Source organism: Pseudonocardia sp. D17 (assembly GCF_036984265.1).
Lineage (GTDB): Bacteria > Actinomycetota > Actinomycetes > Mycobacteriales > Pseudonocardiaceae > Pseudonocardia > Pseudonocardia benzenivorans.
The window spans coordinates 49,097-72,179 of record NZ_BPRG01000174.1 but is presented as its reverse complement, the minus strand read 5'-3'; the positions used below and the strand labels follow the sequence as shown (position 1 = coordinate 72,179).

23 protein-coding genes are annotated in these 23,083 nt (G+C 73.5%); 15 read left to right on the top strand and 8 right to left on the bottom strand.

What is annotated here, in order from left to right; all coding sequences use genetic code 11:
• Nucleotides 1–208: 208 nt before the first annotated feature.
• Complete coding sequence (locus PSD17_RS25020) at nt 209–595, top strand: VOC family protein (RefSeq protein ID WP_103381827.1); 387 nt, start codon at nt 209–211, stop codon at nt 593–595.
• On the opposite strand, the gene PSD17_RS25015 is transcribed toward PSD17_RS25020, so the two are convergent.
• Both PSD17_RS25015 and PSD17_RS25010 read right to left on the bottom strand, forming a co-directional pair.
• Nucleotides 576–1,088, bottom strand: a complete 513-nt coding sequence (locus PSD17_RS25015) for a nitrile hydratase accessory protein (protein WP_339124778.1) — start codon at nt 1,086–1,088, stop codon at nt 576–578. The two genes, PSD17_RS25020 and PSD17_RS25015, sit on opposite strands and share 20 nt — an antisense overlap.
• A 235-nt stretch (nt 1,089–1,323) precedes the next feature.
• Complete coding sequence (locus PSD17_RS25010) at nt 1,324–2,733, bottom strand: YlbE family protein (RefSeq protein WP_103381826.1); 1,410 nt, start codon at nt 2,731–2,733, stop codon at nt 1,324–1,326.
• Between the two features lie 189 nt (nt 2,734–2,922).
• Here PSD17_RS25010 and PSD17_RS25005 point away from each other — a divergent pair, with 189 nt between their 5' ends.
• Together PSD17_RS25005 and PSD17_RS25000 are read left to right on the top strand one after the other, a co-directional pair.
• The gene (locus tag PSD17_RS25005) at nt 2,923–3,525 is read left to right on the top strand and encodes a TetR/AcrR family transcriptional regulator (RefSeq protein WP_339124775.1); all 603 of its coding nucleotides are present in this window, start codon (nt 2,923–2,925) and stop codon (nt 3,523–3,525) included.
• Nucleotides 3,526–3,560: 35 nt separating this feature from the next.
• On the top strand, nt 3,561–4,958 hold the full coding sequence (locus tag PSD17_RS25000) for a phenylacetate--CoA ligase family protein (RefSeq protein ID WP_339124773.1): 1,398 nt from the start codon (nt 3,561–3,563) through the stop codon (nt 4,956–4,958).
• Here PSD17_RS25000 and PSD17_RS24995 read toward each other — a convergent pair.
• The 4 genes from PSD17_RS24995 to PSD17_RS24980 form a co-directional block, all read right to left on the bottom strand.
• Nucleotides 4,948–5,172, bottom strand: a complete 225-nt coding sequence (locus PSD17_RS24995) for a hypothetical protein (RefSeq protein ID WP_339124771.1) — start codon at nt 5,170–5,172, stop codon at nt 4,948–4,950. The two genes, PSD17_RS25000 and PSD17_RS24995, sit on opposite strands and share 11 nt — an antisense overlap.
• On the bottom strand, nt 5,169–6,239 hold the full coding sequence (locus PSD17_RS24990) for a DMT family transporter (protein ID WP_339124769.1): 1,071 nt from the start codon (nt 6,237–6,239) through the stop codon (nt 5,169–5,171). The genes PSD17_RS24995 and PSD17_RS24990 overlap by 4 nt, the downstream gene beginning before the upstream one ends.
• Before the next feature lie 344 nt (nt 6,240–6,583).
• Entirely contained in the window at nt 6,584–7,744 is a 1,161-nt protein-coding gene (locus PSD17_RS24985; protein ID WP_049803548.1) for a hypothetical protein, read from the bottom strand.
• A gap of 227 nt (nt 7,745–7,971) precedes the next feature.
• The gene (locus PSD17_RS24980) at nt 7,972–8,595 is read right to left on the bottom strand and encodes a TetR/AcrR family transcriptional regulator (protein WP_103381823.1); all 624 of its coding nucleotides are present in this window, start codon (nt 8,593–8,595) and stop codon (nt 7,972–7,974) included.
• Between the two features lie 325 nt (nt 8,596–8,920).
• Here PSD17_RS24980 and PSD17_RS24975 point away from each other — a divergent pair, with 325 nt between their 5' ends.
• The 5 genes from PSD17_RS24975 to PSD17_RS24955 all read left to right on the top strand — a co-directional run bounded on the left by PSD17_RS24975 (nt 8,921) and on the right by PSD17_RS24955 (nt 13,367).
• Nucleotides 8,921–9,463, top strand: coding sequence for a DUF4242 domain-containing protein (locus PSD17_RS24975; RefSeq protein ID WP_013678257.1), 543 nt, complete (start codon nt 8,921–8,923; stop codon nt 9,461–9,463).
• Nucleotides 9,460–10,500 carry an acyl-CoA dehydrogenase family protein gene (locus PSD17_RS24970; protein ID WP_339124764.1) on the top strand — a complete coding sequence of 347 codons (1,041 nt, stop codon included), beginning with the start codon at nt 9,460–9,462 and terminating at the stop codon, nt 10,498–10,500. The genes PSD17_RS24975 and PSD17_RS24970 overlap by 4 nt, the downstream gene beginning before the upstream one ends.
• Entirely contained in the window at nt 10,476–11,225 is a 750-nt protein-coding gene (locus PSD17_RS24965) for an ABC transporter ATP-binding protein (protein ID WP_013678255.1), read from the top strand. Before PSD17_RS24970 ends, PSD17_RS24965 begins: the two co-directional genes overlap by 25 nt.
• A complete protein-coding gene (locus tag PSD17_RS24960; protein ID WP_339124762.1) occupies nt 11,225–12,406 on the top strand; it encodes an ABC transporter substrate-binding protein in 1,182 nt (393 codons plus the stop codon). The genes PSD17_RS24965 and PSD17_RS24960 overlap by 1 nt, the downstream gene beginning before the upstream one ends.
• Nucleotides 12,407–12,554: 148 nt before the next feature.
• Nucleotides 12,555–13,367 (top strand): ABC transporter permease, encoded by an 813-nt coding sequence (locus PSD17_RS24955; protein WP_339124760.1) that lies wholly within the window; start codon nt 12,555–12,557, stop codon nt 13,365–13,367.
• An 86-nt stretch (nt 13,368–13,453) separates the two neighbouring features.
• On the opposite strand, the gene PSD17_RS24950 is transcribed toward PSD17_RS24955, so the two are convergent.
• A complete protein-coding gene (locus PSD17_RS24950; RefSeq protein ID WP_041760171.1) occupies nt 13,454–14,125 on the bottom strand; it encodes a GntR family transcriptional regulator in 672 nt (223 codons plus the stop codon).
• A 404-nt stretch (nt 14,126–14,529) separates the two neighbouring features.
• On the opposite strand from PSD17_RS24950, the gene PSD17_RS24945 reads away from it, so the two are divergent.
• Genes PSD17_RS24945 through PSD17_RS24920 form a run of 6 tightly spaced genes read left to right on the top strand, consistent with a single transcriptional unit; the run spans nt 14,530 to nt 21,472 of the window.
• Nucleotides 14,530–15,705: an ABC transporter substrate-binding protein gene (locus PSD17_RS24945; RefSeq protein WP_013678251.1), complete on the top strand. Its 1,176-nt coding sequence runs from the start codon at nt 14,530–14,532 to the stop codon at nt 15,703–15,705.
• Between the two features lies 1 nt (nt 15,706).
• Entirely contained in the window at nt 15,707–16,588 is an 882-nt protein-coding gene (locus tag PSD17_RS24940; protein ID WP_339124757.1) for a branched-chain amino acid ABC transporter permease, read from the top strand.
• Complete coding sequence (locus PSD17_RS24935; RefSeq protein ID WP_013678249.1) at nt 16,585–17,574, top strand: branched-chain amino acid ABC transporter permease; 990 nt, start codon at nt 16,585–16,587, stop codon at nt 17,572–17,574. The genes PSD17_RS24940 and PSD17_RS24935 overlap by 4 nt, the downstream gene beginning before the upstream one ends.
• Nucleotides 17,567–19,198: an ATP-binding cassette domain-containing protein gene (locus PSD17_RS24930; RefSeq protein WP_339124755.1), complete on the top strand. Its 1,632-nt coding sequence runs from the start codon at nt 17,567–17,569 to the stop codon at nt 19,196–19,198. Before PSD17_RS24935 ends, PSD17_RS24930 begins: the two co-directional genes overlap by 8 nt.
• Nucleotides 19,195–20,568, top strand: coding sequence for an LLM class flavin-dependent oxidoreductase (locus tag PSD17_RS24925; RefSeq protein WP_339124753.1), 1,374 nt, complete (start codon nt 19,195–19,197; stop codon nt 20,566–20,568). Before PSD17_RS24930 ends, PSD17_RS24925 begins: the two co-directional genes overlap by 4 nt.
• Nucleotides 20,561–21,472, top strand: a complete 912-nt coding sequence (locus PSD17_RS24920) for a sulfurtransferase (protein ID WP_339124751.1) — start codon at nt 20,561–20,563, stop codon at nt 21,470–21,472. Before PSD17_RS24925 ends, PSD17_RS24920 begins: the two co-directional genes overlap by 8 nt.
• A 56-nt stretch (nt 21,473–21,528) precedes the next feature.
• Here the strand turns inward: PSD17_RS24920 and PSD17_RS24915 are convergent, their stop codons facing one another.
• Nucleotides 21,529–22,434 carry a YhjD/YihY/BrkB family envelope integrity protein gene (locus tag PSD17_RS24915; RefSeq protein WP_339124749.1) on the bottom strand — a complete coding sequence of 302 codons (906 nt, stop codon included), beginning with the start codon at nt 22,432–22,434 and terminating at the stop codon, nt 21,529–21,531.
• Between the two features lie 153 nt (nt 22,435–22,587).
• On the opposite strand from PSD17_RS24915, the gene PSD17_RS24910 reads away from it, so the two are divergent.
• Nucleotides 22,588–23,025 (top strand): hypothetical protein, encoded by a 438-nt coding sequence (locus PSD17_RS24910; RefSeq protein ID WP_013678244.1) that lies wholly within the window; start codon nt 22,588–22,590, stop codon nt 23,023–23,025.
• The last annotated feature ends 58 nt before the right edge of the window (nt 23,026–23,083 follow it).

The window sequence follows — 23,083 nt, the reverse complement described above, 5'->3', positions numbered from 1 at the left end:
GCGGCCGTCGTCGTCCGGCCGCTCGGACGCGGAGATCCGGTACGGTGGCCGTGCGCCCCAGATGGGCCTACCGGGAAGGAGCGGCTGTACCGGCCGACGCGGCTGCCGTGTCGTGCACCCCGCAGGCCCAGCGGCGCAGTCCAGGTCCTCCGTGCGTGCAGCCGGCGCGGGCGCACCTCCCGGCGTTCACCGACCGAGAGGACACCCGATGCCCGCCACGTTCAACCACACGATCATCGCCGCCCGTGACCGTGCCGAGTCGGCCCGCTTCTTCGCCGAGATCCTGGAGGCCTCCGCCGCGCCGTCCTGGGGGGCGTTCACCAACCTCCAGCTCGACGGCGGGGTCCTGCTCCAGTTCGCCGACCTGCCGGTCGAGGCGTACCCGGAGATCCAGAACCAGCACTACGCGTTCCTCGTCGACGACGCGCTGTTCGACCGGGCCTACGCCCGGCTGCGCGAGCGCGGGATCGAGCACTGGGCCGACCCGCAGATGCGACGCCCGGGCGAGACCAACACCGAGCACGGCGGCCGCGGGGTCTACTTCCGCGACCCCGCGGGCCACTACCTCGAGCTGATCACGCGGCCGTACCTCTGACGCGGGCCGCGTGGTCGTGCCCGGCGGGCCGCAGCGCCAGCTCCGCCGCGCGCTGGACGACCTCGTCGGTGAAGACGGTGCCGTCGCCGGCGAGGACGTCCTCGAGGGCGCCGAGCCACGGGGTGTAGAAGGAGGAGCGCTCGCCCTCGGGGTGCTGGTTCTCCCACGCGGCGATGCGGGCGACGAGGGCGGCCTGGAACTGGGGCCACGCGAACAGGCCGGCGTCGTGCAGCGAGACGGCGATGCCGAAGGCGCGGGACTCCCACGGTTCGGCGAAGACGAGCTCGCCGTCGGCCCGCGGGGGCGCCGAGGCCGGGTCGGTGTCGAGGTCGAGCAGGGCGGCGCCCGCGCGCATCCGGCTCTCGTCCGTCACGGCGGGGCGGGCGAGGCCGCGTTCGGTGAGGAGTTGTTCGAGTGCCTCGGTGCGCAGGCCGGGACTGATGCGGTTGCCGGAGCCGTCGAGGTACTCGTCGGGGTCCAGGGCGGTGCTCATGCTGCGGTCTCTCCGGGGTGGGCGGGCCGGCGGTCCCATCGGGCGGCGCGACCACGCCGATCACGATGGGAGACGTCATTCATCATAGTGGACGTTCCATGGTCATGTGCCCCCGCCGCGACCCGAGATGCGAGCCCGAGACGGCCCCGAGATGCGACAACGGCGGCCCCCGGTGCAGGGGACCGCCGTTGCCGTGGCCGGGCCGGCGGACGGCCGGGCCGGGAGGGGTGGATGGTCAGGCCACCCGAGCTGCGAGCGCCTTGAGCGCGTCGGAGAAGCAGGCGATCGGTGCGGTGGCGACGCCTGCGCCGACCTGACCGATCCCCGCGTCGATGTGCAGGATGCCGGTGGTCACCTTCGGCGTGATGCCCGTCTCGACGACCTTGCGGACGTCGACGGCGAGCGGCGTGCCGATGAAGCCCATCGCCGGCAGGGTGAAGCGGGTGCTGGCCCCCGCGCAGATGGCCTGGAACGACTCGGTCGCCGCGGCGGCGTCGGACATCGCGCCGCCGAGGAACGCCGCGACCGCGGCGGAGTTGCCGGCGGCCGGGCCGCCCATCCCGGTCAGCTCCAGGACCGCGCTGTCACCGATGTCCTTCGCGCTGGTCTCGGGCCCGTAGCCCGAGTAGTACATCGCGTCGCCGACGGGCGGGGCCTCGGTGATGTACCAGCTGTCGTCGCCCGCGACCTTGACGCCGAACGTGGTGCCGTTGCGGGCCATGTGCGTGACGATCGACGAGCCTGCGACCTGGTGCGCCCACAGCTGCAGCGACTTGGCGGCCGCCATCGCGAAGTTCAGGAAGAACAGGTGGTTGCCGGCCAGGTACTGCGCGAACGGGACGCGGGCGGCGTCGGGCAGCGCGGCGATCGGGGCCAGCCACGTGCGGGTGAGCAGGTTGGTCGCGGCCTGGGTGCGCATGTGCAGGTCGTCGCCCATGGTGATGCCCTGTGCGGCGATCGCCAGGATGTCGAGCTGCCCCGCCTCGGCCAGGATCTGCGTGATCGCCGGACCCGCGGTGTCGGCGAGGAACCGCAGCCGGGCGATCGCGGCGTCGGTGTCGCGGCCGAACCAGGCCACCTCGCCGGGGCCCTGGTTGAGGGAGGAGAAGGCGCGCGTCCCGCCCTCGCGGTTGTCGACCACCAGCGCCGGCTGCGACGGCCCCACCGCGCTGGCCATCGGCACGACTGCGTCGTGGTGGTTCGCCGCGTCGAGGGTGATCGCACCGCTCTGCAGGAGCTTCTCGGCCTCCGCGACGTCGGCGGCCCAGCCCTCGGCGACCACGGCCGCGCGCATCGAGCGCTGCAGCGGGTCGGCGTGCTCGGCGTAGGGGAGCACCGGGCCGGAGTGCAGGATCATCCGGCCCTCGACGCCGGGCACGGCCGCGCCGAACGTCGAGACCTCGACGAGCTGCGGCACACCCTCGTTGAGGCGGCGGACGACCTCGGCGTTGGCCTCGTCGATCGCGGCGCCGGCGTCGCCGTAGAGGTTGCACAGCGCGCGGACGGCCGCCAGGTCGCCGTCGGCGGGGATGCGCCAGTCGACGTGCTGGACCGGCCGACCCTGCGCACGCACCGCGTCGGCGAACATCGGCAGGCCGATGTTGACCACCTGGACCTCGTCAGGCAGTGCCAGCGGCGTCGTCATCGGGCGGTTCCTCCTCGGGGCGTCGGTCACTACTTCATCAAAGTAGACGCCGACACACTATAAGAGACATTCCCGCTCGCGACATCCCCCGTTCCACCCCCCGTTCAGGGGTGCCCGCGCCGCCGATTAAATACCGTCGGTATTTGAATACCCTTGACACTGACATACCAACGGTACTCCAATAACGGCGTGACGACGAGGCTGACGAGGGCCGAGCAGGCCGGCCGCAACCGGGAGCTGGTGCTCGACGCGGCTCGCCGGGTGTTCCTCGCCCGCGGCTACGCCGGGGCGACGGTGGAGGCGATCGCCGACGAGGCGGGCTTCTCCAAGGGCGTCGTCTACTCGCAGTTCGACGGCAAGGCCGATCTCCTGCTCACCCTCCTCGACGAACGGATCGCCGAGCGCGCCGCACAGAACGCCCGCCTCGTCGAGGCAGGCACCGGGTGGGAGGCGCTGGTGGCGTTGCTGCACGTCCAGGACCGCCGGCTCGCCGACGACGCGGACTGGGCCCGGCTGCTGATCGAGTTCCGGGTGCTCGCCGCGCGCGATCCCGAGCTGAACGCCCGGTACGCCGCGGCGCACCGGCGCACGGTCGACGCGCTCGCGGACTGCGTCGTCGCCGCCTACGCCAAGGCGGGTGCGCAGCCGCCTGCAGCGCCGCGGCTGCTCGCCGAGTTCATGTTCGCCGTCACGTCGGGGCTCACCCTGGAACGCGCCGCCGACCCGGCCGCGCTGCCGCAGGAGCCCCTCGAAGACCTCGCCCGCCGGCTCCTCGGGGTGCCGTCACCCTGACCGGTCGGGCCTCCGCCGCGACAAGGGAGTGCACGATGGACGCGATCTCCACGCGGACCGGCTTCGCCGCGTTGTGCGAGCGCCTGCAGGACCGGCAGCGCACCGACCTGCCGGCCCAGATCGAGGCGCTCGGTTGGTCGGCCGAGCGGATCGCGGAGGTCCGGCGGGCCCGGCTGCGCGCGCTGCTCGGCCACGCCGTCGAGCACTCGCCGTTCCACGCCCGTCGTCTCGCCGGGATCGACCTCGACGCCGTCGAGCCGAGGGACCTCACCCGGCTTCCCGTCATGACCAAGGCGGAGCTGATGGCCGCCTACGACGACGTCGTGACCGACCGCCGGCTGACCCGGCGCAGCGTCGAGGAGGCGATCGCGGCCACCCGGACGGAGCCGGTTCCGCTGTTCGACGCCTACATCGCGATGGCGTCCGGCGGCAGCTCCGGGCTGCGCGGCGTCTTCCTGTTCGACATGGCGGCGCTGAGCGCGTTCTTCGGCGGGCTGACCCGCGCCGCCATCGCCCGCCTGCGGGCGAGGGACGCGATCCCGCCGGGCGGCCTGCCGATGGCGATGGTCGCGGCCGGGACCGCCGTGCACGCCACCGGTTGCGCGGCGCCCTTCACCGCGAACGGCGCGTTCCCGCTGCGGGTCGTCCCGGTGCCGGTGTCGCTGCCGTTCGGCGAGATCGTCGCCCGGCTGGAGGAGATCGGGGCGCCCGGGCTGTACGGCTACCCGTCCGTGCTCGCCCGCCTCGCCGCCGAGCGCCGGGCCGGCCGGCTGCGGCTCTCCCCCATGATCGTGACCTCGACGAGCGAGACGCTCACCCCCCAGCTGCGGGCCGCGATCTCCGCCGGCTTCGAGGCACCGGTCGTCGACACCTTCGGGTCCACCGAGGGCCTCGTCGGCACCTCCCCGCCCGACGACGACGTCATCGTCCTCAACTCGGACCAGGTCGTCGTCGAGCTCGTCGACGACGACCTGCGCCCGGTCCCGCCGGGCACCCCGTCGACGCGGGTGCTGGTCACCAACCTCGTCAACCACCTGCAGCCGTTGGTCCGCTACGAACTGACCGACTCCTTCGTGGCCGTCGAGCCCGACCCGGCGCACGGCCACCAGCGCGTCCGGGTGCGGGGCCGGATCGACCCGACGTTCCGGTTCGGCGACACCGAGGTGCCGCCCGGGGTGATCCGCGGGGTGCTGCTGCGCCGGCCCGAGATCGTCGAGTACCAGGTGCGCCAGCGCGACCACGGCATCACCGTCGACGCCGTGCTCGCCGCGGGGACGACCCTCGACCGCGACCGCCTCACCGAGCGCCTCGCGGCCGCCCTCGCCGGGACCGGCCTGCACGGCGCGACCGCGGACGTGCGCCTCGTCGGCGGGCTGACCCGCGACGCGCAGACCGGCAAGGTCCGCCGGTTCGTCCCGGCCGTCAGGGGCTGATCACCATCGAGCGGATGCGGTCCCCGTCGACGTCGAACACGATGTCGCTGGTGCCGTTGAAACCGTCGCCGGTGACGACGAGCGTCACGACGTAGCTGCTGCCGTCCCGGCGGGTGCCGGTCGCCTCGAACCGGGTGTTCCTGCCGATGTTGTCGGTCCGGTCCCACGACGCGACGCCCTCGTGACCGTGGAACTTGGAGGCGCTCGCCGTCACGCGCACGGAGCCGGCTGTCGACCGGGGTAGCGTGCGTGGGCCGCGGGAACGACCACGTCGATGTCGTACGGCGGTTCCTCGACGCGTTCGCCCGCGCCGACTCGCCCGCCCTGCCCGCCGGGAGCGACCGGTTCTGGTCGACCTGACCCGGCCGGCTGCAGCAGCGGCGAGCGGGCCAGCACCGCCACCGAGACGACCAGCACCACCATCCCCAGCGCGGCCTGCACCATCGGCAAGCCCGCCCCGGGCAGCGGCTCCCCGAACGCGGCGACGCCGAGGGCGTAGCTGACCAGCGGGTCGACGACCACGACCGCCGTCACCGCGGTGGCGAGCGTGCCCATCGTGTACGCGGCCTGCTGCAGCGCGAACGACGCGACGGACACGGCGGCCAGGAGATAGCCCGGCCAGCCCGTCAGCAACCCGGCGAAACCGCTGGTGACGGCGGTGTCCGCGGTCAGCTTGGTCAGTGCGGCGCCGACGGCGAAGAGGACGCCCGCGGCCACCGACAGCAGCGCGGCCCGCACCGGCGCCGACCGGCCCCGGGACAGCACCACGAGGGCGACGACGGCGATCAGCACCGACGCCAGTACCGGGACCAGTGATCCACCGACCGGGGCCGAGCCGGCGGCCGCGGCCGCGTCGCGCGTGGACAGCACCAGACCCAGCCCGACGCCGATCCCCGCAGCCGGGAGCCAGTCCCGCGCCGTGGGGCGTCGGCCCGTCCCCAGCGCGGCGAGCGGCAGGCTGAACAGCAGGGTCGTGACCATCAGGGGCTGCACCACCGAGAGCGAGCCCAGGTGCAGGGCCGCGGCCTGGGCCACGAAGCTCGACGCGTCGACGAGCCAGCTGCCGAGCCACAGCGGCGTCGTCAGCAGGGCCGTGGCGAACGCCAGGCCCAGCCGGATCCGACGCGCACCCGTGGCCGGCCGCATCGCGGCGCCGGGCCCCTGCGGGCGGGACCGCCGTCGCCCCGCCAGCCGGGCCGCGGCGCGCTGCTCGCCCGCGGCGCTCAGCGCCGACAGCGCCGCCGCGACGAGCGTCACCAGGACGACGACCACGACCCCCACCCCTCTCGTCTGCGACCCGACCACCGTCGCTCGTGCCCCGCCCCCGCGGCTTCCGGGACTTCCCCGACCCGACCCCTCGCGGACCTCAGGGCGGCCTCCGGGACGTGCCGTAGGAGCGACATGGATAGGACGTCGGCCGGGCTGCGGACTCATCGGTCGGCCGGAGCTCGGGACCGACGCCAGGGCCGTCGCGGGGCACGGACGCTTCCTGGTGGTCCCGGCGGCACGCACGCGCGTCACCGCAGCAACCCGTCCATCCGCCTCCGGGTTGCCTGCGAAGCATGCCGTCGCCCTCGCGGGTTGATGGTGGCCGAGACGGCCGCGCGGGGACCGAGGACGCGACGTCAGCGCGGCGAGCTCTCGCGCCGTTCCTCCCGCTCCCTGGCCCGGGCCCGCCGCTCGGCCTCCCGCGCGCTGTAGGTGGCGCGGCGTACCGAGTCCTCGCTCTCCAGGCTGGACCCGAGAGCGCCGGCGACGATGCCCACCGACGACGTCAGCCAGACCAGGCGGACGTAGTCGACGATCGACACCGGGTGATGCAACTCCCGCCCGAAGTAGGCCGAGTCGATCAAGGTGGCCGCCGCGAGTAGCGTCACGCCGAACAGCAACGCGTACATGATCGCCACCCCGATCAACACGGTGAGCAGGGTCGACAGGTTGTAGAGCACGGCCTTCTCGCGTTCCCCCACGTCGGACGGGCGGTCCCACAGATGGTTGTAGGCCACCAGCCACGCCGTCATCGCGGCCAACGCGGCCAGGCTGATCAGCGCCAGCCGGGGCGGCGACAGGAAGTCGGCCATGTGCCAGAAGCTGCTGGTGATCAGCCCGTACGCGGCGGTGCCTGCGGCCGCCGCGGTGGCGCTGGCCAGATTGGGTACCAGGCGCCACGGCCGGTTGTCGCGCACCATGCCTGCCAGCAGCCGCAGCCGGCCTCGAACGCCGACCAGGCCGAGGTGCATGTCGACGCCCTCGTGCTTCGAGCTGATGTGAACGGTCGGCGCGAGTAGATCGCCCAGTTTCCCGGTCATCCGCTCCTGCGCACTGTGCCGGCGTGTTTCCGGGTCCGGCCGGGGGTCGTTCTCGAGCAGGTGCGCGACGAGGTGGGCGACCAGGCTGCGGGCCCGGTGCCGCAACCGGATCGCCCCCAGCGCGGGCACCGACACCAGCGCCGCGTCCCCGGAGGTGCTGAAGTCGGAGGCGACCGGATGCGTGCCGGCCCGCCGGGGCAGGTCGGTCAGCAGCACCACGAGTTCCCTGCGCCGGCCGTCGCGGTGAGCCTCGGCGATCTCCACGATCGGGATGTCGCCGTCCTCGTTGATCCGCAGCACCGTGGTGGCGCTGCACACCTGCCACCGCACTCCGCCGTGCACGCGGGCCGCCAACGCCGATGGCAGCGACTCGGTCAGCCACTCGGCCAGGACCGAGGGCATGCCCTCGTCCGCCACCAGGTGCACCACGACGGTGCGCCCCGCGGCCACCCTCTGCCCCGCCGACGAATCGGTCATCCAGCCACACGTAGCCAACGCCCCCGATCGCAAACCTCCGAACGATGACCGCGTGGGCAGAGTCCGAGCACGTGACGCCGCCGTCGATCTCGACGATCGTTCCGGTCGCGGACGAGACATGTGGTTGCGAAGATCGTTCGGGCGGCCTGCCTCGTGGGGCCGACCGGCGCAGGACCACTGCTCGGCCCTTCAGGAGCTCGACGCCGCGCCGGTGGCCGCGCGGGGCGTCAGACCGGTGCCGACGCCGTCGATCCGCTGGGTACGGCCGCGTCCAGCAGGCCGATCGCGAGGCGCTCGGCGAGCCGGATCGGCTCCACCGACCGGGCCGTCTTGGCGCCGACGAGCCCACCGTCGTAGAGGAGCTGGATCGAGCGGGCGACCTCGGCGGGGTCGGCGGCACCGGCCATCGCGGCGGCGTCGGCGATCTCCTCGCGCATCCACCGGCGATGCTCGCCGACCAGCAGGTGCACGGAGTGGTCGTCGTCGGGGAACTCGGTGAGCGCGTTGACGTACAGGCAGCCGCGGTAGTGCCGGCGGCGCGTGGAGGTCACGGCGAGGTCGAAGAACGCGCGGACCCGCGCAGCCGGGTCGGCGGGGCCACCCGCGGACCGGGCGGCGGCCCGCAGTGCCCGGTCGTAGGTCGCGCGGTCGAGCTCGTCCTGCTTGGTCAGCCAGGCCAGGACGAGGGCGTCCTTCGACCCGAAGTTCTGGTACAGGCTCGCGCGGGCCACGTCGGCCTCCGCGACGAGCCGGTCGACGCCGACCGCCCTGATCCCCTCACGGTCGAACAGCGCGGCTGCCGCCTCGAGCAGCCGCTCGGCGGGCAGCGGCCGCCCGGGAGTTCCGCGCACGGGCCCAGCATAGGCCGCCGACCGCTGGCAGACCGATCGTTCTGTCTGTTAGCCTCCGTCGTGTGAGCCCCGTGCTGCTGGTACAGCGCCGCCACATCGACCTGCTCCGGGTCGTTGCCGCGGCGTGTCAGGGCGCTCCGTCGCGGGTGCGCTGAGCCGTCCCGCCGCCCGGTAGGGCCTTCCGGCGCCGTCGCGTCCCTCGCGGGCCGGCCATTCCACGCACGAACCCGATCGTTCGACGACGTCGTCCGAACGCGCAGGACCCTGCCCGCCGGCACCGCCGTGCGCCTGCCCGTCGCATGCCCGATCCGAGAAGGAGATCTCCATGTCCCTGTACCTGTTCGAGCTCGTGCCCGCTGCGGCCGACCGGGCCGGCGCCTCCGCCGTCCTGGAGGAGGTCGACAAGGCGGCGGCCGCCGCCGGGGCCGAGTTCATCGAGTCCCAGGTGACCGGCGCGCACGACCGCGTGTTCGCCGTCGTCGAGGCCGCCTCGGCCGACGGCCTCGGCGACGCCTTCGCCGCCGCGAACCTCGCGAGCGCGACCGAGGTGGTCGGCCCCGACGAGGTGCGTCTCGTCGGTGCGGAGCTCGCGCAGATCAAGGCGGCCAAGCCGACCGCGGGCTACCTCGTCGAATGGGACTTCCCGGACGGCCTGGACATGGACACCTACCTGGCGCGCAAGAAGGCGAAGGCGCCCCTGTACGCCAACGTCCCCGAGGTCAGCTTCCTGCGGACCTACGTGCGCGAGGACATGACCAAGTGCCTGTGCTTCTACGACGCCGACGACGAGGCGGGCGTGGTCAAGGCGCGCGAGGTCGTCGACACCCCGATCGACCGGCTCCACCAGCTCGCCGCGGACGAGCGATGACCCCGGCGCAGGTCGCGCCTGCCCTGGTCGCGCCTCCCGTGCCCGCGGAGGTGACCGACCGGTTCCGCGAGTGCGCGAAGGACGTCGACCAGGGCAGCGGCGACCTGCGCGACGGACTGCGCTGGCTCGGCGCGCGTGGGCTCCTCGGGAGCGGGCTCGACGCCCGGATCGCGCTGATCGAGGCGATCGCGGGCGAGTGCATGAGCTCCGCGTTCTCCCTGTGGGCGCAGGGAATGGTGATCGAGTACCTCGTCCGCGGCGGTGTCGACGACGCGCTCGTCGACTCGCTGCGCCAGGGGGAGACGGTCGGGGTCACGGCGATGGCACCTGCGCTGCGCGATGTCGCCGGGATCGAGCCGGTGCCGGTGATCGGCACCCGGCTGCCCGGCGGCGGCGTCCGGCTCGACGGCCCGATTCGCTGGGCCTCGAACCTGTTCCCCGACGCCGTCGTGGTGTCGCCGGTGCGGTTCGAGGACGGCGGCCGCGCGATCGTGCACTTCCGGCTCTCGGCCGCCGGCGTGCAGGTGCGGACGTCGCCGAAGCTGCTCGCGCTCGACGGCACGGCGTCGTCGTCGGTGTCGCTCGAGGGCGTGCACGTCCCGCCCGGGCATGTCCTGACCACGGACCTCACCGGGTTCGTGCAGGCCGTCCGGCCGGCGTTCCTGCTCACCCAGACGGCGTTCTGCGCCGGACTGGCCGCTCGCGCCGCCGCCGGCGCCGAGCAGCACTGCACCGGGCTCAACGCCGAGCTCCGACCCGACATCGACGACGTGTGCGCGCGTGTCGTGTCGGTGCGCGGCCGGCTGCACGCCTGGGCGTCCGCTCCCGACGAGCCCGGCCCCGCCGACCTGCTGCGGCTCCGTCTCGAGGCGTCCGCCGCGGCGACCGACGCCACCCGGCTGGAGGCCACCACCCGTGGTGGCGCCGGGTACGTCGCGAGCAGCGACGTCAGCCGTCGGCTGCGCGAGGCCGCTTTCCTCCCCATCCAGTCACCGACGGAAGGACAGCTCCGGTGGGAACTGTCGCGCTACGCCTGACCGGCGCCACCAAGCGGTACGGCGACAACGCCGTCCTCGACGGCGTCGACCTCGACGTCGAGCGGGACGGCCGCCTCGTCGTGCTCGGCCACTCCGGCAGCGGCAAGTCGACGCTGCTGCGGGTGCTCGCCGGGCTCGAGGAGCTCGACTCCGGCTCGCTGACCAGGCCCGACTCGGCCGACGGCCGGGGCGCCGTCGTCGGGACGGTGTTCCAGCAGCCCCTGTTGCTGCCCTGGCTGACGGTGCGCGACAACATCGCGCTCGGCGGTCGCTACCGGGCCAACAGAGCCCGGTTCGACGCCGCGCACGTCGAGGAGCTGATCGACCTGTTCGGCCTGCGGGCCCAGGCCGACTCGCTGCCGGCGGCGCTGTCGGGCGGGCAGGCGCAACGCGTCTCGATCGCGCGCGTCGTCGCGGTGCGGCCCGACATCCTGCTGCTCGACGAGCCGTTCTCCGCGCTCGACCCGGCTACCCGTCGCAGCCTGCAGTTGTGGCTGCGCGACGCGGCCACGGCGCTCGGGCTCACGCTCGTCATGGTCACCCACGACGTCGACGAGGCGCTCTACCTCGCCACCGAGGTGACGCTGCTCGACGGCTCCGGCCGCGCCGCCGGTCACTGGCACAGCGACACCCCGACCGGCCACGACGACCTCGCCGACCACCCCCTGCGGGCGACCCTGCTGGCGGGTTACCGCTCCCAGCTGGGCGCCGCGGCCGCCTCCTGATGGCCGGACCGAACCGCCGCACCGTGCTGCGCGGCGGTATCGCCCTGGGCGCGGCCGCCGCCGCGGTCGGCGGGGTCGCAGGCATCGCCGACCTGGCAACGGCGTCGCGACCCACCGCGAAGACCGGCAGCGCGCCACGCATCGGCTACCTCCCGATCACCGACGCCGCCCCGCTGCTCGTCGCGCACGGGCAGAACCGCTACGCCAAGGCGGGCGTCGAAATCCCGCGGCCGGTGCTGTTCCGCGGCTGGGAGTCGCTGGCGCAGGCGTTCGTCGCCGGTGAGGTCGACGTCGTCCACCTGCTCATGCCGTTCGCGCTGCAGCTGCGCTACCAGCTCGGGGCGCAGGTCCGCATGGTCGCGTGGAACCACACCAACGGCTCCGCGCTCACCGTCCGGCCCGAGATCAACGACGTCCGGCAGCTCGCCGGGACGTCCGTCGCGATCCCGTTCTGGTGGTCGATCCACAACATCCTGTTGCAGCGCAAGCTCCGCGCGGCCGGACTCACCCCGGTGGTGCGAACCGCGCCGTCGGTGTCCGACGGGACCGTGCAGCTGGTCGTCATGGCACCGGCCGACATGGTGCCCGCGCTCGACACCGGCACCATCTCCGGCTACATCGTCGCCGACCCGTTCAACGCGGTCGCCGAGGTCAAGAAGGTCGGCAAGGTCCTCTGGTTCACCGGCGACGCCTGGCGCGACAACGCCTGCTGCGTCGTCATGGTCCGCCAGGACCTCATCGACAACTCCCCACAGACGGTGCAGGCCCTCACCGACGGCGTCGCCGGCGCGCAGCAGTGGATCAACGGCAACCGCCCCGACGCGGCGAAGCTGTTGAGCGGCAACAAGTACATGCCCCAGCCGCTGCCCGCCATCACCAAGACGCTGACCCGCGCCGAAGGCGACTACGCGACGGTCCTCACGCACCCGCAGTGGCACGGCGAGCGGATCGGCTACACGCCCTACCCGTTCCCCGGCTACACCACGGCACTCGTCGAGGCCATGCGCGGCACCGTCGTCGACGGCGACGCGAGCTTCGTCGACCGGCTCGACCCGGCCACCGTGCACCGCGACCTCGTCGACGACCGGTTCGTCGTCAACAGCATGAACACCCTCGGCGGACCCGCCGCCTTCGGTCTGCCCGCCTCGCTCACCCGCACCGAACAGGATGTCCTGGCATGAGCCTCGCCGACGTACTTCTTCCCGCGGAGGCGATATGAGCACCGCCGACGTACTTCTTCCCGCGGAGGCGACATGAGCACCGCCGACGTACTTCTTCCCGCGGAGGCGATATGAGCACCGCCGACGTACTTCTTCCCGCGGAGGCGACATGAACACCGAGACGCTCTCCCCGCCTCCCGTCACACGTTCGTCGAAGCCGGGGCGGTCCTGGGCCTCGAAACTGGGGCTGCAACTCGTCGCGGTCGTCGTCGCCGTCGCGATCTGGTGGCTGATCACCACGGTCCTCGCCTCACCGACGTCGATGCTGCAGGACTTCGCGCCGCAGCACGCGATTCCCGCGATCGGTGCCCTCGCCGCCCAGGGGGTGCTGTTCCCCGACATCTGGACGAGCCTGTGGCGGCTGCTGGTCGGATTGTTGATCGCCGTCGTCCTCGGGGTCGTGACGGGCCTGGCGATCGGGACGTGGCAGAGCCTGGAGACCGCGTCGCGACCGGTGTTCCAGTTCCTGCGCATGGTGTCGCCGCTGTCGTGGGCGCCCGTCGCGATCGGCCTGTTCGGCATCGGCGACCGCCCGGTCTTCTTCCTCGTCGCGGCGGCTGCGGTGTGGCCGATCGTGCTCAACACCGCCGCGGGGGTCCGGTCGATCGACCAGGGCTTCCTGCTCGCCGCGCGGTCGCTGGGCGCGACGCCGGCCGAGACGCTGACGTCGGTCGTGCTGCCGGCGATCCGCCCGCACGTGCTCACGGGTCTGCGGCTCGCGCTCGGCATCGGCTGGGTCGTGCTGGTCCCGGCCGAGATGCTGGGCGTCACCTCGGGGCTGGGCTACGAGATCCTCAACTCCCGCGACCAGCTCGCCTACGACAAGGTCATGGCCGTCATCCTGGTGATCGGCCTGCTCGGCTCGCTCCTCGACGCGCTGGCCCGCCGCGCCCTGGGCACAGGCAACCGCCAGGCCGTCTGAGCTGCTCGGGCCCCTTCTCCCGAACGAACGGCACAGTCACGCAACTCGGTTGCGCGACCGTGCCGTTCGTTCGTGTGGAGTCGCGGTCAGCCCTTGGCCAGCACCGCGAGGCGGGTCTCGCGGGTCCGGGTGAGGTGCGCGGCGACGGCGTCGCGTGCCGCGTCGGGGTCGCGGTCCGCGATCGCGTCCAGGATGTGGCGGTGCTCGTCGCAGGCGGCGTCGAGGCTGCCGGGCTGCAGCATCGGCGCGGGATCGAAGATCGTCAGCTGCGAGCACAGCCGGACCAGGGTGGACGCGATGGCCAGGTTGTGGCTGGCCGTCCACAGCACCTCGTGCCACTGCCGATGCAGGTCGGCGGCCACCGGGACGTCGGCCCCGACGGACTCCTGGTGCAGGTGCGTCAGGCGCGCGAGCTCGAGGTCCGTGCGACGCAGCGCGGCGCCCGCCGCCGCGGTCGACTCCAGCGCGATCCGCGCCTCGTAGATGTCGAGCACGTCCTCGGCACTGCCGACACGGACCCGGAAGCCGCGGCTCGCCCGCTCCACGAGCCCGTCGTGCTCGAGGCGGACCAGCGCGACCCGGATCGGGGTCCGCGAGACCTCGTAGCGGGTGCTCAGCGCCGTCTCCAGGAGCAGGTCGCCCGGGCGGATGGCGCCGTCGAGGATCTCCTGCCGCAGCAACCGGTACGGCCGACCGTCGGAGTCGGCGGCGCGACCCGTCGGCTCCGGATCCGTCCCCGCCTCCCCGTGCCGGCTCACCGGGGCATTGTGACAGATGATGCGCGCGCCGGCCGCAGCTGCTCGCCGTGACGTATCCGCGTGGATACACAGAGCACAGAAATTGGACAAAGCGTTGCCAACCGGATTCATCCTCTCCTAGAGTCCCGGGCCGTGGAGGCGACCGTGGTGCGCAGCGTCGGGCGACCCGCGCGCCCGTTCCGCCGGTGCCGCCTCGCCCACCACGGCTTCGCGCCGGGCGCGTCCTGTCGCCGGGCGCGCCCGCACCGCCGCTGATCACCCCTGTCCGGTGGCCGCGGCGCGGCCGCCCCGGTCTCGACCTCGACCGGACGGCCCCAGAGCGTGCGCGCCGCCGTCGCGTGTGTCCCCGACCGGCAGCAGGCAGCGGCCTCGACGGTCACCCTCCCCTCCGAAGGACGTCACCCGTGCGACCCCTCCGACGAACCGGCCTCGCGGCCGCCGTGCTGACGGCCGCGGCCGTCCTGGCCGCGTGCTCGACCGGCACCGACGCGTCCACCCAGCCCACGCCGGCGGCCGCCGCGCCCGGCAACGCCATCACGATCGGCATCGACCTGCCCCTGTCCGGTCCCTCGGCGGCCCCGGCCGAGAGCATGCGCAAGGGCTTCGAGCTCACGGCCAAGGAGATCAACGACGCGGGCGGGGTGAACGGCACTCCCATCGCGCTCGACATCCAGGACGACGCGGGCGATCCCACGACCGGCGTCGCGCTCGTCGACCGCTTCGTCCAGAACGGCGCGGTCGCCATCGCCGGCACCTACAACTCGCCGGTGGTCCTCGCGCAGTCCGACGCGGTCGCCCGCGCCCAGATCCCGCAGCTCGCCTTCGCGATCAGCTCCGCCATCACGAAGAAGAACAACCCGTGGGTCTTCCAGACCGGGCCCACCGACCTCGGCCAGATCGACGGCATCGTCGCCCGGCTCAAGAGCCAGGGCCTGACCAAGCCCGCGCTGCTGACCGACACGACGGCCTTCGGGGCGGGTGCGAAGCCGGTCCTGGAGCAGGGGCTCGCCGCCGCCGGGCTCACCCCGGTGCTGTCCGACACCTTCGCCGTCGACGCCACCGACCTGTCCGCGGTGCTGCTGAAGGCCAAGCAGTCCGGCGCCGACCACGTCATCGCCTGGACGGTCGGGCCGCCCTATGCGACCCTCGCCAAGGGCGCCGAGCAGGTCGGCCTCGGCCTGCCGATCGTCGGGACGGCCTCCGCGGCCGACCCCGCGGTCGCCCGCCTCGCCGGACCTGCCGCGACGAACATCTTCTTCCAGGACGCGGTGAACCGCGAGAAGCCACAGGTCAAGGCCATCGTCGAGAAGTGGTCCGGTGAGTTCGGCGGCACCGTGCCCAGCGACGCCCTCTCCGCCCACGACATCCTGACGGTCATCGTCGACGGAATCCGTGCGGTCGGCCCGGACCGGGCGAAGCTGCGCGACCACCTCGAGACCTACCGCAACCCGAACCTGCTGTCCGGACGGATCGGCAGTGTCTGGGAGTACAGCCCGACCAACCACGTCGGACTCGTCGGCGGCAACCTCGTGTGGAAGCAGTACGACAACGGCACCGTCCGGCTGGCCGACGGTTCCTGACATGACCCAGGCGGCGTACTTCGTGGTCATCGGGCTCGGCGTCGGTTCCGTGTACGCGCTGTCCGGGCTCGGGATCGTCACGCTGTTCGCCGGCTCGGGGTTGGCCAACTTCGCGCAGGGCGACTTCATGGTGCTCGGCGCACTGGTCGCGGTGAACGTGGTCGGCGCGGGATTCGGCTACCTGCCCGCGCTGGCCGCCGCGGTCGTCGTGGTGGCGGCCGCCGGGCTCGTCCTCGGCGGCCTGTTCACCCTCCCGATGCGCCACCGTCGGGTCGACGTCGACGTCGTGATCATCGGGACGCTGGGGGTCGCGACCACGATGACGACCCTCAGCGGGATCTGGTTCGGACGCCAGCCACAGCGCCTCGACAGCCCGCTGGCCGGGGCGTTCATCCCGATCGGCGACCTGCAGGTCCCGGCGCACTACGCGCTGCTGCTCGCCGGCGCCGCGCTCGTCTTCGGCGCGGTCCACTGGTTCCACCGGCACACCGACGTCGGCCTGCAGCTGCGCGCGGTCGCGAGCAGCGTGCCCGCCGCGCGGGACGCGGGGGTGCGCGTCGGGCGCATGCTCGTCGTCGCCTGGACGATCGCCGCGCTCGTCGGCGGGGTCGCGGGGGTGCTCGTCGCCTCCGTCGTCCCGATCGCGCCGGAGGCCGCGCTGCCGTTGGGCGTCAACGGGTTCGCCGCCGCGATCATCGGCGGTCTCGCGAGCCCGGCAGGCGCGGTCGTGGGTGGTCTGCTGATCGGGGTGGCCGAGGCGCTCGCGGGCGGCTACCTCAACGACACGCTCAGGCAGGCCGTGGCCCCGGTCGTGCTGCTCGCGGTGCTGATCCTGCGCCCGGGTGGGCTGCTCGGCCGGACCCGAACGGTGCGTGTCGCATGACGGTCGTCGCATCCCCGCCCCGGCCGGCGCCGAGCGTGCGCACGACGCGGCACTGGCGGTGGACCCAGCCCGCGATCGTGCTGCTCGTCGGGGCGGTGGTGCTGCTGGTCGTCCGCCCGGGGCCGTTCGACCTGCGGGTCCTGACCCTGGTCGCGGCGTACGCGATCGCCGCGGTCGGCTTCAACGTCCTGGTCGGCTTCGCGGGCGTCGTCTCCATCGGCAACTCGCTGTTCCTCGCGGCGGGCGGCTACGCGTGGGCGATCCTGGCGGTGCCACGTGGACCGCTCGTCGCGCTGCTCGCCGGCGTCGTCGTCGCGGTCGTCATCGCCGTGCTGGCGGGGCTCGCGCTGCTGCGGCTGCGCGCCTACTACTTCGCCGTCGGCACCCTGGCGCTCGGCGCGCTGGGCACCGTGGTGATGCGGAACTGGACGTCGGTGACCAACGGTGACGCCGGCATCACCGGGGCCGGCTACCTCAAGCTCTTCGGTCTCACCGGGGTGTCGTCGATCTTCGCCGCGGCCGTCCTGCTGCTCGCGGTGTTCCTGTACCTGCAGGAGGCGCTGCGCACGTCGCCCCTCGGGCTCGCCATGATCGTCGGCCGGTTCGACCCGCCGGTCGCCGACGCCCTGGGCGTGAACGTGTCCCGGACCCGGGTCGCGGCGTTCGTGCTCAGCGCGGTCTCCGCCGCGGTCGGTGGGGCGCTGGTCGCGCAGCTCGCCGGCGGCGCCTTCCCCGACCAGTTCTCGACGACGGCGGCGATCAGCCTGCTGGTCATCCCGATCATCGGCGGGCGCGGCTGGCGGTGGGCCCCCGTCGTCGGCGCGATCGTGGTGATCGCCGCTCCCGAGTACCTGCGGTTCCTCGACGAGTACCGGCTCGCGGTGTACGGCGTGCTCGTCACGCTCGTCGCGCTCTTCCTGCCGGGCGGCATCCACCAGCTCGTCCGTGGTCTCGTCGCCCGGGTGGGACGGAGGCGTCATGGCTGACCGGACCACGCTCGACGCGCAGGGCCTCGCCGTCGCGTTCGGTGCGTTGCGGGCCGTCGACGGTGTCGACCTCGAGGTCGCCGAGGGGCAGTGCGTCGGCGTCGTCGGGGCGAACGGGGCGGGCAAGAGCACCCTGCTCAACCTGCTCAGCGGCGCCGTCCGGCCGGATGCCGGGACGGTCACCGTCGTCGAGAACGGACGTTCTCATCGGCTCGACGGCGCTCCGGGACGGGCCCGGGCCCGGCTGGGGATCGTGCGGATGTTCCAGACGGCGCGTCTCGTCCCCGACCTGAGCGCGCGGGAGAACGTCGAACTGGGCGTGCCCGCGCCACGCGGGGCCTGGCTGGAGGCGCTCGGCCTGCCGACGAGCCGCCGCCGGGCGGGTGCGCGGCGCCGCGCCGCCGAGGACGCGTTGGCCCGCGTCGGTCTGGCGGACAGGGCCGGGATGCGGGCGGGCGAGCTCAGCCTCGGGCAGCAACGGCTGGTCGAGATGGCCAGGAGCCTCGCGTCCGGTGCGCGGATCCTGCTGCTCGACGAGCCGTTCTCCGGCCTGTCACGGACCGCCCGCGAGGTCGTCGCGTCGCTCGTCGCGAACCTGCGTGACGACGGGGTCGGGGTCCTGCTCGTCGAGCACGACCTGGCGCAGGTCCGGCTGCTGGCCGACCGCGTCGTCGTCCTCGACGCGGGACGGGTCCTCGCGGCGGGACCGGTCGAGGAGACCCTCGCCGACCCGGAGGTCGTCCGCCGCTACATCGGCGACATCGAGCTGGAGATCGGCGGCGGCCTCGACGACGCGCGTCCGTCGCGTCCGCCCGTGGCGGCACACACCCCGGTGTCCGCGCCGCCCGACGTGCACGCCGACCGCACGGCCGTCCTGGAGGTCCGCGACCTGCGGGTCTTCTACGGTGCGGTGCCTGCGGTCGACGGCGTCGAGCTGACGGTCGCCGCGGGCGACGGGCTCGGGATCGTCGGGCCGAACGGGGCCGGGAAGTCGACGGTGCTGCGCGGCGTCGCCGGGCTGCTCACCGCGACCGGCAGCGTCCGGCTGGCCGGGGAACGGCTCGACGGCACCGCGACCCCGCACCGGTTCCGGCACGGGCTGGGGTTCGTCCCCCAGACGCTCACCGCCGTCGTCGACCTGTCCGTCGAGGAGAACCTGCGGCTCGGCTGGCTCGCCGGCTCCCGGGCACAGTCGTTCGCGGAGGCGATGGAGCGGGTCGGCGACCTGTTCGGCGAGATCGCGGACCGGCGCAAGGACCCCGCGGGTGCACTCTCGGGCGGACAGCGCCAGATGCTCGCCATCGCGCGGGCGCTGGTGGCCGGACCGCGCGTCGTGCTGCTGGACGAGCCGACCGCGGGCCTGGCGCCCGTGCTCGTCGCTCCCTTCGCCGACGCGCTCGCCAGGCTGCGCGCCGACGGCGTCGCGGTCGTCGTCGTCGAGCACAACCTCGGCCTCGTGCGGGCGACGTGCTCGACGATCCTCGGCCTGCGCGCGGGTGCCCCGGTCTGGAGCGGACCCACCGAACGTTTCGACGGCGCCGCCGCGCACGAGGTCTTCCTCGCCGCGACCGCCCCGGCCCGCACCGGGCCGTCGCTCATAGAGGAGGAGCACCTCTCGTCATGACCAGCAACCGACGGATCATGCTCAACGGCTTCAAGTCCGCGACGATCGGCCACACCGCGCTCGGCCTGTGGACCCACCCCGACAACGCGGTGCGCGACTACGGGCGCCTGGACTACTGGACCGGCATCGCACGCACGCTGGAGCGCGGCTGCTTCGACGCCCTGTTCATCGCCGACGCGCAGGGCGTCATCGACGTCTACCAGGGCTCCACCGACGTCACCCTGCGCGAGGCGCTCGGCATCCCGATCATCGACCCGATGCTGCTCGTCTCGGCGATGGCGGCGGCGACCGAGCACCTCGGGTTCGCGGTCACGGCGTCGACGACGTACGAGAAGCCGTTCGACCTGGCCCGCAAGTTCGCGACGCTCGACCTCGTGACCGGCGGGCGCGTCGGGTGGAACATCGTCACGTCGTCGTCGCGCAGCGAGGCGGAGAACTTCGGGATGTCGAAGCCGATCCCGCACGACGAGCGGTACCGCATCGCCGACGAGTTCATGGACGTCGTGTACAAGCTGTGGGAGAGCAGCTGGGACGACGACGCCGTCGTGCACGACCGCGAGCGGCGCGTCTTCGTCGACCCCGCGAAGGTCCGCCGGATCGAGCACCACGGGAAGTACTTCGACGTGCCCGGGATCTTCATCTGCGAGCCGTCCCCGCAGCGCACCCCGGCGCTCTACCAGGCCGGCAGCTCCACCGCGGGCGTCGCGTTCGCCGCCCGGCACGCCGAGGGCGTGTTCGTCTCGTTCCCGCGGATGGACATGGTCCGCGACGCCGTGCGCAAGCTGCGCGCCGCGGCCGTGGAGGCCGGCCGGCCACCCGGGGACCTGAAGGTTTTCCCGCTCTCGACGGTCGTCACCGCCGAGACCGACGAGCTGGCCTGGGAGAAGTACCACGAGTACCGGGCGCACAGCCGGTCCGAGGCGAACCTGGCCCGGTTCAGCGCGCTGGTGCACGTCGACATGGCGGCGCTGGATCCCGACGAGCCGCTGGAGTACGTCGAGAGCGACGGGATCCAGGGCTCGTTGTCGGTGTTCACCAAGGCCGACCCGACCCGGAAGTGGACGCCGCGGGAGATCGGGGAGTTCCTCAGCGTGTCGAGCATGGGCGCGCTGTTCGTCGGGTCCCCCACCACGGTCGCCGACCAGCTCGAGGAGTGGGTCGAGCAGGCCGACGTCGACGGCTTCAACATCTCCGACACGCTCTCGTCGGTGACGTTCCCCGACTTCGTCGACCTCGTGGTCCCGGAGCTGCGGCGGCGGGGCCGGGTGTGGAGCTCCTACGAGGGGGCGACGTTCCGCGAGCACCTCTACGGGCCGGGCCACGCCCGGACCATGCCGGGACACCCCGCGACGGAGTACCGCCGTGGCTGAGAGCCGGGACCGCGGACCGGGCACCCGGCCGACCCTCGACCCGTCGGAGCTCGCCGCGCTGGCCGACGACGTCGCGGCAGGCGACGTCGTCGTCCTCGACGCGACCGCCCAGCTGGGTCCGCCGACCCCGCAGCGGCGTTACCCGCTGGACTCCGGCGCCGCGCTGTGGGAGGCCGCGCACATCCCCGGCTCGCGCCACGTCGACCTCGTCGACGCGCTGTCCGATCCCGGTGCGGGCTTCCACCTGTCGGTCGCCGCCGCACCGCGGATGGGGGCGGCGCTCGCCGCGGTCGGCGTGCGGCCCGGCGCGCGCGTCGTCTGCTACGACTCCGGCGACGGGTCCTGGGCCGCTCGCCTGTGGTGGATCCTGCGCGGCTTCGACGTGCCCGCGTCCGTCCTCGACGGTGGCCTGGCGGCGTGGCGGGCGGCCGGGTTCGACGTCGTGAGCGGGCCCGCTGAACCCGTCGCCGATCCATCCGCCCCGCTCGTGCTGCCGGGCACCGCCCGCGGCTGGGCGACGATCGACGACGTGCGGACGGTCGTCGACGGGGGACCGGGCACCCTGGTGTGCGCGCTCGGGGAAGGCCAGTTCGCCGGGGTCGAGCCCACCCGGTACCCCCGGCCGGGCCACATCCCGGGCAGCGTCAACCTGCCCGCGCACCGCGTCCGGGACGAGGCCGGCCGGCTCGCCGACGCCGACCTCGTCCGGGCCGTCGCCGAACCCGTCCTCGGTCCGCCGGGCCCGCAACCGATCACGCTCTACTGCGGCATGGGGGTCTCCGCGGCGGGGCTCGCACTGGGCCTCGCCGGCGCCGGGTACACCGGGCTGAGGATCTACGACGGTTCGCTCGAGGAGTGGACCGCCGACCCCGAGCGGCCGCTCGACACGGGCGGAGCCTCCTGACGTCCCGACGTCGGTGGTCAGCGCGCCGGCCGTGCCCGGCGGGAACGCGCGGCGCTCTACGGACCAGGACCCGACGCGGTGGGCTCCGCGGTGGCCAGCCACGCCGCCAGGGACAGGACGATGCGGGCACCGGCGAACAGGAAGGCCAGCCCGGCGAGCAGGCCGCCGAACACGACACCGCCGACCGAGCCCGCGGTGGCGCCGATCGTCAGCGTGGTCACGACGGTGAGGGCCTCGATCAGCAGTGCCCCGATCGCCGCGACCGGCGCGACGGTCCGCAACGGCAGCGTGTGTCCCGGGAGCCTGCCGAGCAGCCAGACGAGCACGCCCCAGCCGATCGCCCACCCCAGCACGACGCCGACCCCGGAGACCAGGGCGTACGCGGCGGCGTGGTCGGCGAGCCCGACGAGGCGGAGGACCGCGCCGAGCCCGCCGGTGGCGCTGACCATGAGCGCCATGGACGTCGACACGGCAATGATCAGGGCCAGTAGCGAGAGGAGGTCGCGCAGGACCCGGCGCACCGACGCGGGCGGGCGCGGCGGCATCTCCCACATCGCGGCCAGTGCCTCACGGAGCACCGTGACCCAGGTCTTCCCGGCCCAGACCGCGGCCACCGTCCCGATCGACGCGACGGGTGCCCGGCTCGTCACGGCACTCTCGACGACGGGTCCGACGGCCGCGGCCACCGGGGCCGGGAACCCGCCGAGGACCCACGACTCCAGGTCGGCCACGAGCTCGGGGCGCAGCCACAGCAGGAAGCCCGCGGCGGAGAACAGCACCATCAGCAGCGGCACCGCCGCGACGACGGTGGTGAACGCGACGGCCGAGGCCAGGTGGTTGCCCCGCTGCGCGAAGTAGCGGCGACCGGTGCGGCGCAGGTGGTCCAGCGCCGGCCACCGGTCGCGCAGCCCGGTGGCCCGCTGCCGCAGCAGGCGGGCGGTTCCGCGGACGGCTCCGGTCATCGTGGAGCGCGAGCCTAGGTCGTGATCTCGCCGGTGGCGAGGCGGACGGCATATCGTCCTTCCCGGGTCGCGCGTGACGTGGCCCGCAACTCGACCACGGGTCGCCGACCGCCGGGGTGCCGGGACGCGACCACGAGACGTTGGTGGTGACCCATGGCCGAGCAGGCCGACACGCGCCTGTCGCGTGTGGACGGTGCCGTCGTCGGGGCGGTGGTGGACCTGTTCGTCTACACGGTCGTCCTGAACCTCTTCGTCGAGTACCTCCCGGGCGTGATCAGCGAGACCTTCACGCTGTCCCTGCTCACGGCGGTACTGCTGAAGGTGGTCCTCGAGGTCGTCCTCGTGGCCAAGAAGCGGGTCGTCGGGCGGTTCCGGGCCGCGTCGACACGCACCGGCAAGGTCGTCGCCGGGGTCATGGTCTGGGCCGTGGCGTTCGGGAGCAAGTTCCTCGTGCTGGAGGCGGTCGATCTCGTCTTCGGAGACCGGGTCGGCCTCGGCGGCTTCTTCTCGGTGACGCTGCTCGTCGTGACCCTCCTGCTCGCCAGGGCGGCGGTCCGCCTCCTGCTGGAGCGCGCCCCGCGCGACGGCTGAACGACTCGGCGGCCCGGACGGGATGCGTCGATCGACCCATCGGCCGCCCGCCGCGGTT